The 17,882-nt window shown below is 30.8% G+C and carries 15 protein-coding genes and 1 pseudogene; 1 reads left to right on the top strand and 15 read right to left on the bottom strand.

The annotated features are described in order from the left end of the window. Positions 1-4: 4 nt before the first annotated feature. The 4 genes from HMPREF3125_RS10285 to HMPREF3125_RS10270 form a co-directional block, all read right to left on the bottom strand. A complete protein-coding gene (locus HMPREF3125_RS10285) occupies positions 5-1,003 on the bottom strand; it encodes an ABC transporter substrate-binding protein (protein ID WP_070453731.1) in 999 nt (332 codons plus the stop codon). Positions 1,004-1,261: 258 nt separating this feature from the next. Beyond that, positions 1,262-2,329, bottom strand: coding sequence for an alanine/ornithine racemase family PLP-dependent enzyme (locus HMPREF3125_RS10280; RefSeq protein ID WP_046467174.1), 1,068 nt, complete (start codon positions 2,327-2,329; stop codon positions 1,262-1,264). Positions 2,330-2,332: 3 nt separating this feature from the next. Then, on the bottom strand, positions 2,333-4,090 hold the full coding sequence (locus tag HMPREF3125_RS10275; RefSeq protein ID WP_070453728.1) for an IucA/IucC family protein: 1,758 nt from the start codon (positions 4,088-4,090) through the stop codon (positions 2,333-2,335). Further along, a complete protein-coding gene (locus tag HMPREF3125_RS10270; RefSeq protein ID WP_070453725.1) occupies positions 4,090-5,262 on the bottom strand; it encodes an MFS transporter in 1,173 nt (390 codons plus the stop codon). Before HMPREF3125_RS10270 ends, HMPREF3125_RS10275 begins: the two co-directional genes overlap by 1 nt. 102 nt (positions 5,263-5,364) lie before the next feature. Between HMPREF3125_RS10270 and HMPREF3125_RS10265 the strand changes: the two genes are divergently transcribed. After that, positions 5,365-7,323, top strand: coding sequence for an IucA/IucC family protein (locus HMPREF3125_RS10265; RefSeq protein ID WP_070453721.1), 1,959 nt, complete (start codon positions 5,365-5,367; stop codon positions 7,321-7,323). Positions 7,324-7,461: 138 nt separating this feature from the next. On the opposite strand, the gene HMPREF3125_RS10260 is transcribed toward HMPREF3125_RS10265, so the two are convergent. From HMPREF3125_RS10260 to lacC, 11 genes and pseudogenes are all read right to left on the bottom strand, one after another. Next, positions 7,462-7,977 carry an Asp23/Gls24 family envelope stress response protein gene (locus HMPREF3125_RS10260; RefSeq protein ID WP_017638482.1) on the bottom strand — a complete coding sequence of 172 codons (516 nt, stop codon included), beginning with the start codon at positions 7,975-7,977 and terminating at the stop codon, positions 7,462-7,464. A gap of 84 nt (positions 7,978-8,061) precedes the next feature. Then, complete coding sequence (locus HMPREF3125_RS10255; protein WP_002450482.1) at positions 8,062-8,301, bottom strand: DUF2273 domain-containing protein; 240 nt, start codon at positions 8,299-8,301, stop codon at positions 8,062-8,064. 12 nt (positions 8,302-8,313) lie between these two features. Continuing rightward, entirely contained in the window at positions 8,314-8,850 is a 537-nt protein-coding gene (gene amaP, locus HMPREF3125_RS10250; RefSeq protein ID WP_017638481.1) for an alkaline shock response membrane anchor protein AmaP, read from the bottom strand. A gap of 346 nt (positions 8,851-9,196) precedes the next feature. After that, complete coding sequence (locus HMPREF3125_RS10245) at positions 9,197-10,204, bottom strand: zinc-binding alcohol dehydrogenase family protein (RefSeq protein ID WP_070453718.1); 1,008 nt, start codon at positions 10,202-10,204, stop codon at positions 9,197-9,199. Between the two features lie 66 nt (positions 10,205-10,270). Then, positions 10,271-11,278: an NADP-dependent oxidoreductase gene (locus HMPREF3125_RS10240; protein ID WP_070453715.1), complete on the bottom strand. Its 1,008-nt coding sequence runs from the start codon at positions 11,276-11,278 to the stop codon at positions 10,271-10,273. Between the two features lie 226 nt (positions 11,279-11,504). Continuing rightward, positions 11,505-12,365, bottom strand: coding sequence for an alpha/beta hydrolase (locus HMPREF3125_RS10235; protein ID WP_070453712.1), 861 nt, complete (start codon positions 12,363-12,365; stop codon positions 11,505-11,507). Between the two features lie 106 nt (positions 12,366-12,471). After that, positions 12,472-13,884: a 6-phospho-beta-galactosidase gene (gene lacG, locus HMPREF3125_RS10230; protein ID WP_070453709.1), complete on the bottom strand. Its 1,413-nt coding sequence runs from the start codon at positions 13,882-13,884 to the stop codon at positions 12,472-12,474. An 18-nt stretch (positions 13,885-13,902) separates the two neighbouring features. Further along, positions 13,903-15,624 (bottom strand): lactose-specific PTS transporter subunit EIIC, encoded by a 1,722-nt coding sequence (locus HMPREF3125_RS10225; protein ID WP_141738055.1) that lies wholly within the window; start codon positions 15,622-15,624, stop codon positions 13,903-13,905. 5 nt (positions 15,625-15,629) lie between these two features. Continuing rightward, positions 15,630-15,941 (bottom strand): PTS lactose/cellobiose transporter subunit IIA, encoded by a 312-nt coding sequence (locus tag HMPREF3125_RS10220; RefSeq protein WP_023373578.1) that lies wholly within the window; start codon positions 15,939-15,941, stop codon positions 15,630-15,632. 31 nt (positions 15,942-15,972) lie between these two features. Continuing rightward, positions 15,973-16,944: a tagatose-bisphosphate aldolase gene (gene lacD, locus HMPREF3125_RS10215; RefSeq protein ID WP_070453704.1), complete on the bottom strand. Its 972-nt coding sequence runs from the start codon at positions 16,942-16,944 to the stop codon at positions 15,973-15,975. Between the two features lie 3 nt (positions 16,945-16,947). Next, a pseudogene (lacC, locus tag HMPREF3125_RS10210) lies at positions 16,948-17,880 on the bottom strand (tagatose-6-phosphate kinase). Positions 17,881-17,882 lie beyond the last annotated feature (2 nt).

The following is a 17,882-nucleotide window of genomic DNA, read 5'->3' as shown; positions in this document are numbered from 1 at the left end:
CACCTTACTTATCTTCTTTATTTTGATCCTTTTTAGAAATTTCTACTAATTCTTTAGCCATTTCTTCAGAAGAAATTAAACCACGCGCTCTTGCCCATAGGTCTCTGTCTACAACACTTACTCGATCATGTTTAACTGCATCTAATTTTTTCCAAACTGGATCTTTTTGCATTTTTTTGAATGTTGGTTCATCTGGACTTGCTTTATCAGTCATAACAAACATACGTCCAGGATTAACATCTAATAATGTTTCAGAACTCATTTCAAGATAAGGTCCTTTTAAGTATTTACTTAAACCTTTAGTTACTTTAGGAGTTAAGGCTTCTTTGAATCCTAATTCTTTTAAGAACTGACCTACATATGATTCACTTGGATGTCCTAAGAAACTTGATTTTGCTGCTACAGCTGGTAATACTTTTTCATCTTTGTTGAATTTAATTTCTTTTTTGTACTTAGCAATTTTCTTGTCATGTTCTTCTAAACGTTTGTCACCTTGTTTTTCTTTACCTAGTGCTTTAGCGATTGTTTTGAAAGCATCTATATTATCATCGTAGTCACCATCAAAGCTTTTCAATTCTATTGTCGGCGCAATTTTACTTAAATCTTTGTAGATACCTTTATGTCTGTTGCTATCTGCAATGATTAAATCTGGTTTTAATTTACTAATTTTTTCTAAGTTAGGTTGTTTACGTGTACCTACTGAAGTATAATTTCCAATTTTATCTCTAAGTGGTTTGATAATACGTTCTTTTTTATTATCATCAGCAATACCCACTGGTTTTACATTCAATGCTGCTAATGCATCAACAAATGAGTATTCAAGTACAACTACTCGTTTAGGATGCTTAGGTACTTTAGTAGTGCCCTCAGCGTGTTTAATTTTCACACCATCTTTAGGTTCTTTACTACTAGAGCTATTTGAACTGTCGTTATTTCCACAGGCAGTAACTAAAATTAAAGCAAATAATATGCCAATTATGCTAAAAATCTTTATTCCCTTCATGATTCCACTCCTTATTGTATGTATATGCTTTCATATAACAGTTTATTGATAACGATTATCATTGTCAACATACTTTTTATAATTTTTTAAATTAATTTGAGTCCTCTGAATACATTTAAAATATATATTACTTTTCGTATTAATAATTTGATGGAATTGGATTTTTTAGGAGAATAAAAAAAGAGTAATCAACACTGTGTGCAAATTTAACTAAGTTTGCATGTGTCGGTACTCTTAATTATTAAAATTTATATTTAATTATGATTTATGCATTGAACATAAAGACTGATTAAAACTTTCTATGAGGGTTTCTACTTTTGAATCTAGTATATAAACTTTTTCAAGATTTTTATTATACATTGAGCGTGATAATGCTTCATAACTTAATTCGAATTGAATCATATCACCTACTTGATAATGATCCTGATTATTTAAATCAATCATTAAATGGTCACTAGACGCACCTAATATATGAATATCATTTGCTATCGGAGTAATGTGAGTAGTATCTGTATCTATATATCCAATATCAACAATAGCTTGTAAATATGATTGATTTGTTATGTGATTTAAACGTGGTTTAATTTCTATAACTTCCGCTTCGAGTACAATGGTATTTTGATATAAATGTGCTACTGCTCTATCTGTAGTAGTATCGACACCTCTAAATAGTGTTTCTCCTATTCGTAATTCATTTATTTTACCTAAATCATTATACATTGTTAACGGTAACATACTTGAGTTGCCACCTGAAACTATGGTCATACGGTAACCTAATTCTCGTTCTATAGCACTAACAAATTTATTAATCATAAACACATCATCTTCAATTGGTAATTTTGATTTGAAACACATGAAGTTAAATGATACTCCTACCAATTGAATATGAGATAGTTGTAAAATTTGTTCAATATATTTTACGACATCATAAGTTAATATGCCTTCTCTACCATCTTTCCAATCAACCATTAAAATCACTTGATGTTTTATATTTAGTTTTTTAGCAATACGATTGATTTCAAAAATAGTGTTTAATTCAGTTTGTATACTTATTTTTGTACATTGAATCATGTCAGCTAACTTAGATTGTTTTGTGGATCGCAATATAGTATAAGAACAATTAAAATCATTTAATTGACTGATATTTTCTAATCTGGAATCTGCGAAATGTGTGATTCCTAAATCAATTAATTTTTGTACAATTTGTCTATCTCCAGCTATAGATTTAATCACTGGTGTAAAATGTATTTGCTTAGAATCTAAAATTGTTTGAAGTACTTTGGCATTATATTGTATTTTTGATAAATTTATTTTTAAATTTGCCATGTACTACACCTCTTTTTTTATTGGATTGTCTAATTCTGTATTTAAATACTTTTTAACTTTATTTTCCATTCTCATACTTAATAATGCTTTAACTGAAATCGTTGAACCAAATAGTACTTGATATAATGCATGCGCATGATTTTTATTACTATCAATAGCTGATTCTACTTCTTGTTGCACAATCTTAAATAAGATATTCTCATTAACAAAATCATATTGATTAAAATGATGGATTAATTCAGCCAATTGATTTTGAATCACTGCATGTTGGAATTTAGCTATAACCGCTTCAATATTTTCAGCTATTAAACTTTCATTTGTTATTTCAATGTGCGGTAATTTTTGCTGAAGCGTTTTGATATCTATACGTGATCCACCTAGATCTCTTACTAAAAATGTAATTTGATAGTCAGGCCCAAGATTAACTATTGTATTTTGCATATGAGCTTCTAATGCAATACCGTAATCTTGAATATACGCAATGAGTGGTTTCACTAAAGTACGTGTATATTCACGCATAAAACGTTCAATATTATCTTTAGTAAGTTCATTGTCCAGCCATTTAATATAACTATCTACAACCACTTCAAGATCAACTGGATTACGATTAACTAAACTCGCACTGACAATCGTTGAACCTACTTGATTTAATTCTGGTTTTTCTCGAATAATACAAGCGAGTTGTCGAGCTAAATCAGGATCTGTATTAATATATTCTCCAAATGGTTCTGCAGCTACTTTTAACTCAGGATAAATATTCAGCATATCTTGTAATGCATAACTTAATTTCGGACCATCTACAGTTGTTACAGTAGATACAGTTCGTACAGCACTAGTAGCTTGAACATTTACTGGAAGCTTAACATGGAAAGGTCGTTTTAATAATTCCATAGTTCTAAATGATAATGTTGCTTTTGAATCTACTGTAAATGGAGTTGGGATTAATATTTTTTCACTTATCCACGTTTTAAATTTATCTCCAATCACATGGTCATACTGCCAAGGGTGGACAAATATTGCTCTATAGTCATCCACATTCAAATCAAAAGGATTTAAAAAATGTTGTATTTTATCTTTTAATTCTGGGATGACATTATTTATTATAAATTGGTCATCCCCTTCCATGGATGTCGTAACCATTTTCGAAGAAGAAACTAGCATAATATGTAATGGTATAATTTTTTCGAATTCCGGTGAATATCTACGAACCTCATCCTTAGTCAGCGGTAATTTCGTTTTAGTTAGAGGGTGAGTTGGATGTCCTTCAATAACTAAACTTTCTGAATAACTTAAATCATCAGTAGTATCATTATCATTTAAATGTTGTAACCAAGTAAAAAAGTTTATAGTATCTGGTAACATAGAAAATTTCATACTCTGATGTATAAGTGATTTTCTATTATTGAATTGTTTATATGTTTCGACAAAACTGTCTCTACTATGAATTAATTCTCGGTATAAACGATCAGATATTTTGATATCAAATTGGTCATTTAATATTTTTAGTAGCTGTTCTAGGTTACTAATTTGGATTTTTTGTTCAGCACATTGATATGTAAACTGTCCATCAAATACATATCTTTCCAACATACTTTTTCTTAAAATACGGCCAGTTAATACACGGCCATGATATTGTAACTCAATGTTTTCAAATGATTTATTTATTTTGGCATCTTCTGGACATATCTGTTCTTTGATGATTGCATTCAATATCCGATGCTGAATATTTTCATCCGCAAGTAACCATTCATTGCGCTCCATTATGAAATTCCTCCAATTTTAGTAATTCGTTGCATTAAGTAAAAGATGACTGAAATAGCTACAGTACTAATGCTCATAATTAAAAATGTATTTAATACACCGAATTGATCCGCAAAGAAGCTCATAATTAAACTTCCTAAAGGTATCATGCCGCGATCCATCATAACAATACTTAATACCTTACCCCTTTCGTTATCCTTAACACTATTTTGGAAGTAAACTCTATTGGTTGTTCTTGCCCATTGACTAAACAATCCAATTAACGAAATACAAATAAACATCACAACTAAATTGTGAATAATAATTCCTAATAATGCTAAGCCAAATAGAAAAGAACTCAAATAATACATTTTGACTGCATTAATATGATCAAGTATTTTAGGTAAAATAATAGTGGCAACAATACCGCCTACCGCACAACAAGTCATAGCTATACCAAATATTTCAGATTGACCTGGAAATACATGATTAGTAAGAACAGGTAAAATTGTCGTATAACAAAAACCAGTTGCCATAATTAATAGAGATGTGATAAAGATTTTACTTGCTTCTAAATTGTGTTTGAAATAATTCATCACTACTTTAAGTGACATCTCTTTATTATTTTTACCTAATTCTGTTGCTTTAATATGAATCGGTATACATAGACCAACTGCTAAGAGATAGCAAAGTGCTTGGGCTAAAAACGTTGTTGGTGCATGATAAGCTGCTAATATAACACCAGCAATTGCAGGACCAATTGAACGGCAAATATTGATAATAAATGAGTGGAATGAGACAGCTTGTGTTGTTGTAATTTTATTAGATAACTCTGGTAAAACGGCTTGTCTAACCGGTGTTTCAACAGCACTTAACATTCCACGTAACGTAGCATATATTAAGATAAAATACACAGGAATATTATCGATGGTATAAGTTAATACACATAATATTGCTGTAACTAAAAATGATGAAGATATTGTAATACGTAATAAATTTCCTTTATCATATTTATCAGCAATAGAACCAGCCCATACACTTAATATCAAAATCGGTACGAGTCGGCAAAAATTAACTAAACCTAAATAAACTGCGTTATGATATGTAGTAAGCACAAACCAGTTGAGACCGATTTGCCCAATCCAATTCCCCAAAAACAGAAGAAATGAACTGGAAAAGAAAAATTTTGCCATAAATTTCACCTGTCTTTTTAATTGATAATAATAATCATTATCATTAATATGGATTATACAAATCTTATTAATTTTTGTAAAATATTTTTTTAGAGGTGAAATATGAATTCAATTAAAAACACAAATAAAAATAATTTATATATGACTAAGGATGAGCAAGATGCATATGATTTCTTAAGTCAATCACATCCAGAATGGGCAAACCATTTTATTAATCAAATTGCTAATGGTCGCGATAAGGTTACACAGCGATTAGTTACATCTATACATAGAGAAAATCTTGTTCATGGTAATGATCATAGTAGAATACTTAATTCTGATAAAATTGAATCCTTACCTTGCGAAACTACTAATGTTTTAGAAATAGAATTTAAGTCTGCACAAAAATTACTATATGCCCCTATTAGTGGTCAGCATGCTTTCAATCGTGTAGATGTGAAAGGTCCATTTTTTTATAAATCTAATACAGAATCAAATCAGACATTTCATCGCGTAGAACATCCAAATGATATTCTAGATTGGATATTAATTGAAGCACCAGAATTAAATAATGAGGCAAGTAATCAATTTAAAGATGATTTAAATAATAGTGCGGCTAATATGATATTCGCAATGAGCTACCAGTCGTATTCAATGCAAGACGAGTCAAGAACTTTATTCGACATTATAAAAAGTGATGAGGACAGCTATTTACGATCTGAACAAGCTGTTATAGAAGGTCACCCACTACATCCCGGTGCTAAATTGAGAAAAGGTATGAATTCAAATGAAATATTTATGTATTCATCAGAATTCTCACAACCTATTTCGCTTAAAGTAATACTGATACATCATCGTTTTTGTAATGTTCAATCATTATCAATGTCATATAACGACACTATTAAGCAATTGTTCCCAAGTATGTATCAAAAACTTCAAGAGGAAATGCAACAACATCATCAGCTTAATATAGATGATTATCAAGTTATGATTGTCCACCCTTGGCAATATGATGAAGTTCTAGACCGAGATTATCACGATGAAATTGCTCAACAAATGATTATCAAATCACAATATACTTTACCTTATTATGCCGGTTTATCATTTAGAACTTTAATGCCTAAAGCGCCTAATAGTGATCCACATATCAAACTATCAACCAATGTTCATATCACAGGCGAGATTCGTACATTGTCTGAACAAACAACACATAACGGTCCTCTTATGACAAAAATTTTAAATCAAATTTTAAATACTGATGCAACATTCAAACCGTATGATTCATCAATTGTTGATGAAATTGCTGGCATTCACTTTTATAATTCTCATGATCAAGATCCGTTACAAACAGAACGTAGCGAACAACTAGGTACATTATTCAGAACAAATATTAATAGTCAACTTAAAAATGGAATAATATCTATGATTCCATCTAGTTTAGTATCTTATTATCCATACAATACAGAAGCACCAATCGTATCTCTGATAAAGTTATATCAAACTCATTATCAACATACGTCATATGAAAGTGCTGCTCGAGCATGGATGAAAGAATATAGTAAAGCGCTTTTAGGTATTGTAATGCCGCTATTAACCAAATATGGAATTGCGCTTGAAGCACATTTACAAAATTCAATTGTTCATTTTAATGAAGATGGTTCTTTAAATCACTTATATGTAAGAGATTTTGAAGGATTACGCATTGATAAAGCATATTTAAATGATATGGGATATTCAACAGATGATTTTCATGAAAAATCTCGCATTTTAACTAACTCTAAAACAACTGTATTTAATAAAGCATTCTATTCAACAGTACAAAATCATTTAGGTGAGTTAGTATTAACTGTTGCACAATCATCAAATTCTAATGATTTAGAAGCAAATATTTGGAAAGATATTGCAACTATCATAGAGCAAATTTTAAACGATATTACTCATATTTCAGAAGAAAGAATTTCAGAAATTAAAGACGTTATGTTTGCCAAAACGATTGATTATAAATGTGTTACAACAATGCGCTTAGAAGATGAAGCACATGAATATACTTATATCAAAGTGAACAATCCATTACATGTTTAATATATAGAATGTATAACGGTTATCAGATTGTTATTAATAAACCATATAACAAATAAAAAAATCCGAGAGACACTCATATGAAGGTCTCTCGGATTCTTTTATTTAATGATTGTTCAACCAACTAACTTGAATGACAGATTATTGTAAACCTTGTCTGTCGTTATTGTTGTTGTTTTGGTTGTTATCTTTTTCATGTTTTTGTTGCCATTCTTTTTTAGTCATTACATCGTCAACTTGCATGTTAACTTCTACAACTTCTAAACCAGTAATATATTTAACTTGTTCTTTAACTAAGTCTGTTACTTTACGGAAGATTTTAGGTGCTGATTCACCATATTCTAAGATTACTTTTAAGTCGATTGCAGCTTGTTTTTCGCCAACTTCAACAGAAACACCTGTTGTAACGTTATTACCACTTGAGAAAGCGTTAGTAAAGCTATCAGTGAATCCGCCTTTCATGTCTAAGATACCTTTAACTTCACGAGCTGCGATACCAGCGATTTTTTCAACAACTTCATCAGAGAAAGTTAATTTATTTTCAAATTGTGGTTGTTGATTTTCTTGTTGTTGTTTTTGTTGTTCTTGTTTTTCTTTTTCGTTAACACCTGTTTGGTTATCGTATGCTTGTTTTGCTTTATTGTTATCTACTGCCATTTTGCATTCTCCTTTATCAATAAAATGTTTAATTGTTAGTTTTATAAAAAGTTAATATGAATATCTTAAATGTCTAGAGTTACGTTAACTCCATCTATTTAGAAAATTCAAAAAGTCTTGTGTACGGTCTTTAATATACCCAATACCAATTCCTATTAAACATAAAACAATTATTAAGATTGTTTTCCAAAAACCTAAAGTTAGGAATAATATAGCTATAAGTAAAAATGCTAAAAATCCAATGATTCTCCATTTAAAAGTTTTCAATATGTTAATAAGCTGTTGCGTAGAGTCTTGTCCATTTTGGTTATTATTGTTAGCCATGATATCCCTCCCTTACAACACTCTTGGACCAGAAGTTTTCTGATCTTTGACGTTTACTTCTAATTTTCTTACAGGCATTTCAGTAAAGTGTTCAACATTCTGTTTAATATCTGAACGAATACTTTCTGTTAAAGATGTAGCTTGTACATTGTTTGGAACAAAGAAATCTGCTTTTATATCAATAAATGATTTCTTTTTCTTATTGTACATTTTTGAGACAACATTAGGTTGTCTAACTTGATCGTATTTTGCAATAGTATCGTAAACAGTTTTTTCAACAGCTTTTCTTGATACATATACATGTCCATCATCAAATTCTTTATACAATCCAGGTTTTCGATACGTAGGTTTGAATATGCTTAATACTAATATTAAACCGATTAATATTAATAATCCTGCTAGCCCAATCAATAGTGGTTGGAACCAATTGAATTGTAAGAAGTAGTCTTGGTATTGAGAAATACGACTGTCTTTAACATACATAAACAATAAGAAACCAACAATGACTACGATAAGTAAGCCAAGGATAAAGTTTTTAAGTCTTTTCACCTCGTATGACACCTCCTCAATTAATATTTTACTTTTTAGTATCACACAAAATGAGTACCCTATCATAAATAAAGTAAAACCAATAATTTAAAACTAATTTATCAGTTTTAATATTTAATTAAGTACTACTTATATGCTTTATTCCCAATTAATTGTTATTGAAAACGTTTATTTCAAAAAATCTTAAAATATTTTTTATCTTTAGTATTATTAATTACTAATAGAACAAATACGTTTTACTATTATTTCATAATATAATCTTTAAACCATATATTAACTAAAGAAGTCGATTGAATACTCGTGATATTCAATCGACTTTCCTTTAGTCAACTTATTTTTATTCAATTTAAATATTAATGACTAACTTACCTATCATTGATTGACTCTCTAATATTTGATGCGCTTTATATAAATTATCTTCAGTTAGACCATTTAATACTTGTGTCGTAGTTGGTTGATAATGTCCCTGTTCTACTTTAATAGCTATATCTTTTAAATATTCATGATGTTTAATCATGTCGTTTGTTTGATGAATAGGTCTAGCAAACATAAATTCATGTGAGAACGTAATGCTTTTAGGCTTAAGTAAGTTTAAATCTTGTTTATCATTAAAGGCTACTATAGTTGCAATATGACCTCGTGGTTTAATCATATCAATCATTTTTTCATAATACATATCAGTATTAAATGTACAGAAGATATAATCTACTTCATTAATATCATGTTCTATCAGTTGTTGTTTTAAATCTTCTTTATGATTTAAAACAATATCAGCGCCCAAATCATAACACCATTTTTGGGTTTCTTCTCTAGATGCAGTTGTTATCACATGTAATCCGTAATATTTAGCTATTTGTATAGTGATACTTCCAACTCCACCTGCACCATTAATAATCAATAAAGACTTATCTTTATTATCGTCTGGATTATATGAGATATTAAAGCAGTCAAATAATGTTTCTGATGCAGTGAGCCCTGTTAAAGGCAAACTCGTTGATTGTTCAGCTGAAATATTATTAGGTGCGTGTGCAACTAAGTTTTCTTGTATCAATTGATATTCAGCATTAGAACCATGTTGATTCGGTGAACCAGAATACATTAAAGTGTCTCCTACTTTGAACATTGTGACCTCATTTCCAACAGCTTCAACGGTGCCAACTGCATCAAAGCCTAGTATTCTAGGTGATTGTTCGACAGGCAACAGTCTTTGTTTCGTATCAACTGGGTTGACACTTATACTTTGTACTTTCACTAAAATATCATGTCCTGAAGGTGAGGGTGTATTCAACTGAAAAGTTTTAAACTGATTACCTTGATCTAAAGTAAATGGTTTTTCAAATCCTATTGCTTTCATATTAAGCCACCTCTATCAATATTTATAAATAAATATGAGTTTTGTTTTCTTTTAATTTTAAAGAATTTATTCAACATCTGCTACTTTAATTACTTGCTTACCGAAGTTATCTCCAGTAAATAAGTTTCTGAAAGCATTAGGAACTTTATCAAAACCTTCTTCAACTGATGTTTGTGTTTTAATTTTACCTTGTTGTACCCACTCTGCTAATTGTTCACTTGCATTTTTGAAATCATCGGCAAATTCGGCTACTAAGAATCCTCTCATCATAGCTTGTTTTTTCACTAATGTTCCTTGAATTCTTGGACCAATGTCTTCCTCAGGATGATTATATGCAGATATAGAACCACATACAGGTATACGCGCATGACGATTTAAATGTTTGAATACTTCATCACTAATTTGGCCGCCAACGTTTTCATAATATACATCAACGCCATCAGGTAATATTTGTTCTAGATTACTTGAAAATTGATTGTCTTTATAATCAATACCTGCATCAAATCCTAATGTGTCTGTTAGGTAAGATACTTTTTCTGATCCACCAGCAATACCAACAACGCGGCATCCTTTAATTTTAGCAATTTGACCTACAACAGAACCGACCGCTCCAGATGCCGCTGATACAACAACGGTTTCACCTTCTTGTGGACGACCGATATCTAATAACCCATGATAACCAGTTTGTCCTGGCATACCTAATACACTTAAATATAATTCTAGCGGTACCTCTGTAGATGGTACAACTCGTACTTTATCACTAGTTACAGTATTATATTTTTTCCATGGTAATACGCCGGTAACAATATCACCTTGTTTAAATCCATCTACTTGTGATGCAGTTACTTGTGCTACAACATGACTTTCTATAGTTTGTCCTATTTCAAATGGTTGAACATAAGAATCTCCTTTAGACATTCTTCCACGCATATATGGATCCACTGAAATATATAATGTTTTTAGTTGTACTTCACCATTTTTAGGCTCAGTAATATCTATGTCTTCATATTTGAATGTATCATCTTGTGGCATACCTTCAGGGTATTTATTAAAAATAATTTGTTTATTATCCATGAAATCATCCTTTTTAATTATTGATAATATTTAAATACCTCAATTCAAGATGTCTAAATCATGCCAACTTAATTGTATAAGAAAATAAAATTTTAAATTAAGAATGAATCGTGTTACTGATTTCTTAAAAAATATAAAAAAGTACAATCTCTAGCTGTTTTCGACTTAACCGTTTAATTCTAACAATTAAGTACGAATTCATATCAGTTAGAAACTGTACCTTTTTTTATTTAGCCCATAAAAATTCTACGATTTCATCGGCAACTTTTTTATTTTCGTGTAATTGACTATGTTGAGCAGATTTACCTGTATATTTAGATTCTTTATAACTTTTAACACTATTACCAATTAAGTATTGAAGTGACTTTGATGAACTATTAGAGACACGTCCATCCGAATGTGTGCCGTCTTTTAAATCTCCATATATATTCAATACCTTGATATCTTTATTTTTATAAATATTTTTCAGCGGTAATAATTCTTTAAAATTATCAGTCATTTTGTTTGGCTTACCATTTTTATCAACGCTAATTTCATTTACTTTTTCATTTAGATTTAATACGCCGTTAAAAGTACCTGCTATATTAACCTCTTTATTTAATTGTGGTAACTTTTTATCTGTACCATACATTTTCATGAAATATGCAAAGGATAAGTTGCCCATTGAATGACCTACGAAATTGTATTTCTTTATTTCATATTTTGACTTTAATTGGGATAAAACATTTTTAATATTTTTTGCGTTTTGTGATGTGTCCCCATTTTTATTATCTTCCAATTCTATTTTAATAATAGGGTTTATAGCTTTTGACTTCATATGTCCTTTGAAGTTAACTTCACCATTGCTATCTACCTTAGCTGTAATTACATTTTGGGTTACACCCTGTTGAGTTGCTTGTTTTACCATAAACGTTTCAGACTTTTCGCTTCCACCATATCCATGTAAAAAGATAGTAGCCGTATGACTTTTTATAAAACGTTGATCGTTTACTTTAGTAGAATGATGTTGACGTGTAATCATCACTGTAGCAATTGCAATGAATGCGATGATTAAAATACTTATAATTAATAGCCATTTTGCTTTCATTAGATTACCTCTTCTATTTTATATATTCTATTAGTATATAGTATTTTTACAACCACCGCACATAAAAACAAGGCGCATTATTTTAAATACACCTTGTTCTTATAGGTTATTTTATTTCTCTTGTTTCAGCTACTTGTTTATACCAATATGCGCTTTTCTTCGGATAACGTTCTTGTGTGTCAAAATCTACATAGAATAATCCATATCGTTTTTCATAACCATTTGACCATGAGAATACATCCATTAATGACCATAAGAAATAACCTTTTACATTAGCGCCATCTTTAATTGCATCAGCAATAACATTTAGATGTTGCTTAATGTAGTCAATTCTAGCATCATCATAAACTGTTTTTTCAGATTCAATAAATTCATCTTTATAGCCTAATCCATTTTCAGTGATATAGATTTTATGATAATTCGGATAATCTTTTACAACTCTCATAATTTGATCATATAAACCTTGAGGATAAATCATCCAATCCCAGTCCGTTCTAGGTACATCGACATCAAATTCTCTTTGACCAACACCTTTTAATTGGTATTTTGATCCACCTTTATCTCCAGTTGAATTATGTGTGATGAGACATTCACCATCATAAGCTTTCATCCAGTCACTCATGTAGTAATTGATACCTAAAAAGTCATTTAAATCTTTAGCAGCGTCTAAGATTTGATAATCTTCTTCTTTAATATCTAATTTACCACCATTAACAGCTAAAATATGTTGAACACCTTCCATAGTTTCTCTTGAATATTTACCTAAATATGTTGCATCTAAAATAAATTTATTGTGAATGATGTCTTCTAATTCTGCTGCTCTAACGTCTTCTGGGTTGTTAGGATTTAATGGATATTTAGTCGGCAATGCATGTACAACACCAATTTCTCCTTTATAACCACCATCTTTAAATAACTTTACTGCTTTAGCATGTGCAACCATCATATTATGATGTGATTGAAATACTTTTCCGAAATCGTATGTAATTCCTGGTGGGAATTTTCCAACTAAGTATTGTCCATCACCAATAGGTCCAATTTCATTAAAAGTAGTCCAGTATTTTACTTCTGGAAACTCTTTGAAACAATATTCAGCATAATCTACAAAATATTCAATGGTTTTACGGTTTAAAAAATCACCATCTTTATGCAATACTTCTGGCGTATCAAAATGATGTAACGTAACAAATGGCTCTACATGACGTTTATGGCATTCTTTGAATAAATTATGATAGTATTCTACTCCTTTTGGATTAACTTCGCCAAATCCTTTAGGAAAAATTCTTGACCATGCAATTGATATACGGATACCATTAACACCAAACTTTTCACTTAATTCTAAATCAATTGGGTATCGATGATAAAAATCACTTGCTGGTTCAGCAGTATACCAGTAATTTTCTTCTAGATAAGTATCCCATGCAACACGTCCTTTACCATCAGTTTGAGTTGCTCCTTCTGCTTGATATGCGGCAGTCGCTCCACCAAAAATAAAATCTTCAGGTAATTGTTTAGTCATTATGAAAAACGCTCCTATCTAATTTTCAAATTGTTTTTGTACAAATGCTAATGCTGCTTGTCCATCACGTGTTAAATTAATGTATTCGACACCTTGAGTTTTAACTAATTTAATACCTAATTTATCAGTGTCTTGTTTAATATCTTCAAAATTGGATGCTACTTGAGGTGCTAAAATGATTAATTGATAATCTTTCATAATATCGTTATGTGCACCATATCCTCCAGCAGCTGCTTTAACTGGAACATGATATTCTTCTGCTGCTTTATTAAGTGCATTAGCTAGTAATCCACTTGTTCCTCCCCCAGCACAAAGGACTAATACATTCGTTTGTTCTGTAATATTATTAGTTAAGTCAGGTGTTGACTCTGCTTCTCTATTAGAATGTGAAGCTAATATTGCATCTGCTTTTTTAGTATCAAAGTTAGCTGCTACTTTATCTTGTAATTCGCTATTACTTTCTTTATTACCAGCTTCTTCTTCTAAAATTTCATTATCATAAACTTTTAAGAATGGATAATAAATAATAATATCCACAATAATTAATACTAATGCTAAGACAAATGATAATAATGCAAATTGTGTACCCATGACGATACCTAAAGGTGCCGGTGTAGTCCACGGTAAATTAACAGAAAAACTATTCATCCCTAATACATCTACGAAAAATTTAAAGATCCATACGTTAACAATTGGTGTTAAAACAAAAGGAATAAAGAATACAGGGTTTAATACTAAAGGTGCACCAAATAAAATTGGTTCGTTAACACCAAAGAATGTAGGTACCACTGACGCACGACCAATAGCTCTGTTTCGTTTAGATTTTGCTATCCACATAAACATAAATGGAACTACTAATGTTGCACCTGTACCACCCATAGTTACGATAAACATTTGAGTACCAGAGGTAATAACATTGTCTGCGTGTTCACCCCCTTGATTTAACTTAAAGTTTGCTTCAATGTTTGCATATGTAATAGCTGCAATAGCTGTTTCTACAATAGATGGACCATGTATACCAACAAACCAGAACAAAGCAAATGCACCAAAGATAATTGTGATTCCAATCCATCCGTTTGCTGCAGTAAATAATGGTTCGAATACTTTAAGAACCGCTGCTGCAACATTAGTTTCGATTGTTGCTCTAACAGTTAAATCAAATCCATAAAGAATTAAAATGACTGCTGAAAATGGAAAAATATCTTTAAATACTTGAGATATGTTTGGAGGTACTTCTTTAGGCATTTTGATAGTAATATTACGTTTAATAAAGAAGTTATAAACAATAACAGTTACAAATGCAGAAATAAACGCTGTTAATAAACCTTTTGTTCCTAAAAATGCGTTTAAGAATCCACCTTCTTTAGCAGGATCTGCTGCTAAGAATAAAAATCCACAAATTGACGCAAGCATAGTAGAAATAAAGTTAATTTGATTCGTACTTTCTAACTTGCGGTTATATGAATCTGTTAAAGATTTGGCAGTTGTTCCAGCAACTAATAATGCTACAAGACCCATTGTGTAGTTATAAGGCTTCATTAAAATGCCTTCCATCTCTTTATCCCACTTAAAGCCAAATACATTCGGTACAAATGCAATCAATAGGAATAAACTTGAAAATAAAATAACAGGCATTGCTGATATAAAGCCATCACGAATGGCTCTTAAATAAATATTTCTCGATAACTTTTCAAAAAATGGTTTACCCTTTTCAATTTGAGCAATTAACTTTTTCATCAAGGTCTTCACCCTCTTTTATATAATTCAATTAAATGTGACATCACATCTTTTAATAATATAGTTGTCATTAAATGGTCTTGACCATGCATCATTGTCACACTATATGCGATATCCTCTCCTTGGGCTTCTTTAGCCAAAAGACTTGTTTGTGCTTTGTGCGCGTCTGCAATAAGACCTTTTCCTTCTTCAATTAAAGCTTCAGCTTTATCGAAGTCTTTATTTTGTGCAGCAGTCAATGCTTCTAAAAATTTAGACCGTGCATCTCCTGCAAAAGCAACTATTTCAAAACCAATTAATTGTACTTCTTCTCTATTCATGAGCGATATACTCCCCTCAATTTAAATTATGTTATTTCCAAGATGTCGCTGTTTGAGTTAGTACTTTGTTAAGATCATCTATATTTTTAAATCCTGTTGTTCTTAACCATTCACGTGCAGCGGCTTCACCTTGTTCAATATATACTTGAACTGCACCAGCCCATGTTGCACGGCCGCATAGTACACCATTAAATTTAGCCCCTGATTCATGTGCAAATTTTAATGTTTCTTGGAATAATTCTGCAGAAACACCTGCACTTAAATAAATGTATGGAAGATTCGTTGATGCTTCTTGATTTCTAAAATGTTGAGCCGCTTCTTCTTTGCTATAAACAACTTCTCCATCAGCAAATCCTTCAACATATTTCATATTTACTGGTACTTCAACTTTTAGTACGTCCACGTTAAAACGTGGTTCAGAGAACAATTTCATAGCTTCGTTAACCTTTCTAGGTTTAACTTTTGCGTATTCAACACTGCTATTATCTGAAATATTGTCATCATATGATAAAACTTCTAAGAAAAATGGGATGTCTTCTGCAACGCATTCAGAACCAATTCTTTCAATATATGCTTGTTTTTGAACATTGATATACTCATCATCATCAACGTCGTAGTAAAGTAAGAATTTGACTGCATCCGCGCCTTGTTCTTTTAAACGTTTAGCTGACCATTCAACTAAACAGTCAGGTAAGCGACCTTTAGCATTTACGTCATAACCTGTTTTTTCATATGCTAATAATAATCCGCAGTTTTTATTTCTAGCTTCAGTAGCTGGTAAACCATATTCTGGGTCTAATAAAATAGATGATGCATATTGTGTAAGTTCTTCAGCTACAAGTACTTTTAATTTTTCAATTTGTTCAACTGTTGGTTCAGTTGTTTGGAATTTAGACATCATTAGCTTTAAAGCACCACGTTGGTCAAATGCTAATGCTGAAATAACACCATTTTCATTACTTAATTGTGAAATTGCTGTCGTTTTATTTTGAGTTTTTACCATTATTTACACCTCTAATAATTCAATTTGATGATATAATTCGTCATAGTTTTTGATATTGACATATCCTGTACGTGATTCTTAAGCATTGAGCATACCTAAGGTGTTAGCTTTTTTGAGAAGTTCATCATCACTTTCATTGTTTAACAATGCAGAAGCTATACCGGCAACTGTAGAATCTCCAGAACCAACTGGATTTAATACTTTAATAGAAGGTATGTTGACTTTGTAATATTGATTATGATGCTTAGCGAACATACCCTTTGCTCCTAATGAAACAATGACCCATTCTATATCTTTGAATAATGAATCATTTACTGCTTGTTTTAGCCCATCTATACTTTCATCAACAGGTTGACCTAATAACTAATATAGTTCATCAATATTGGGTTTTATAACAGTTGGCTTATGTAATCCTTTTAAAGAAGATACTAATGTTTCTCCAGAGCTATCTAGTATTAATGGAACCTGTTCATCATGACATTTTCCAATAATCTTCAAATAGTAATTGTTATTTAAACCTTTAGGTAGACTTCCTGAAATAACAACCACTTTAGTTTGTCGAATCAATTCATCAACGTGTTCTAAGAAGTTTTGTCCTTCTTTTTTACTAATAGTTGGCCCTTTTTCCAAAATTTCCGTTTGCTTACCTTGATGTAAAATAGCAATACAATTTCTAGTAACATCTTTAATTTTGAAAAAAGAATGTTTAATATGTGAGTCTTCTAATTGTTGTTCAATAAATTCGCCCAGTTGACCACCGATTAATCCACTAGCTATAACTGATTCGTTTAGTTGATTCAATACTCGAGTTACATTGAGTCCTTTTCCGCCAGCAGTTTTATCAATGTTCGATACTCGATTCACAGTATCAAGCTGAAAATCTTCAATAGCATATGAAATATCTACAGACGGATTTAAAGTTAGTGTTAATATCATAT

This window comes from Staphylococcus sp. HMSC13A10, from assembly GCF_001808005.1.
In the GTDB taxonomy this organism is placed as follows: domain Bacteria; phylum Bacillota; class Bacilli; order Staphylococcales; family Staphylococcaceae; genus Staphylococcus; species Staphylococcus pasteuri.
This window is presented reverse-complemented; position numbering and strand designations above follow the sequence as displayed.

Coding starts and splice junctions, on each gene's coding strand:
- HMPREF3125_RS10285 (WP_070453731.1), bottom strand. CDS start 1,003: ATGAAGGGAATAAAGATTTTTAGCATAATTGGCATATTATTTGCTTTA.
- HMPREF3125_RS10280 (WP_046467174.1), bottom strand. CDS start 2,329: ATGGCAAATTTAAAAATAAATTTATCAAAAATACAATATAATGCCAAA.
- HMPREF3125_RS10275 (WP_070453728.1), bottom strand. CDS start 4,090: ATGGAGCGCAATGAATGGTTACTTGCGGATGAAAATATTCAGCATCGG.
- HMPREF3125_RS10270 (WP_070453725.1), bottom strand. CDS start 5,262: ATGGCAAAATTTTTCTTTTCCAGTTCATTTCTTCTGTTTTTGGGGAAT.
- HMPREF3125_RS10265 (WP_070453721.1), top strand. CDS start 5,365: ATGAATTCAATTAAAAACACAAATAAAAATAATTTATATATGACTAAG.
- HMPREF3125_RS10260 (WP_017638482.1), bottom strand. CDS start 7,977: ATGGCAGTAGATAACAATAAAGCAAAACAAGCATACGATAACCAAACA.
- HMPREF3125_RS10255 (WP_002450482.1), bottom strand. CDS start 8,301: ATGGCTAACAATAATAACCAAAATGGACAAGACTCTACGCAACAGCTT.
- HMPREF3125_RS10245 (WP_070453718.1), bottom strand. CDS start 10,204: ATGAAAGCAATAGGATTTGAAAAACCATTTACTTTAGATCAAGGTAAT.
- HMPREF3125_RS10240 (WP_070453715.1), bottom strand. CDS start 11,278: ATGGATAATAAACAAATTATTTTTAATAAATACCCTGAAGGTATGCCA.
- HMPREF3125_RS10235 (WP_070453712.1), bottom strand. CDS start 12,365: ATGAAAGCAAAATGGCTATTAATTATAAGTATTTTAATCATCGCATTC.
- lacG (WP_070453709.1), bottom strand. CDS start 13,884: ATGACTAAACAATTACCTGAAGATTTTATTTTTGGTGGAGCGACTGCC.
- HMPREF3125_RS10220 (WP_023373578.1), bottom strand. CDS start 15,941: ATGAATAGAGAAGAAGTACAATTAATTGGTTTTGAAATAGTTGCTTTT.
- lacD (WP_070453704.1), bottom strand. CDS start 16,944: ATGGTAAAAACTCAAAATAAAACGACAGCAATTTCACAATTAAGTAAT.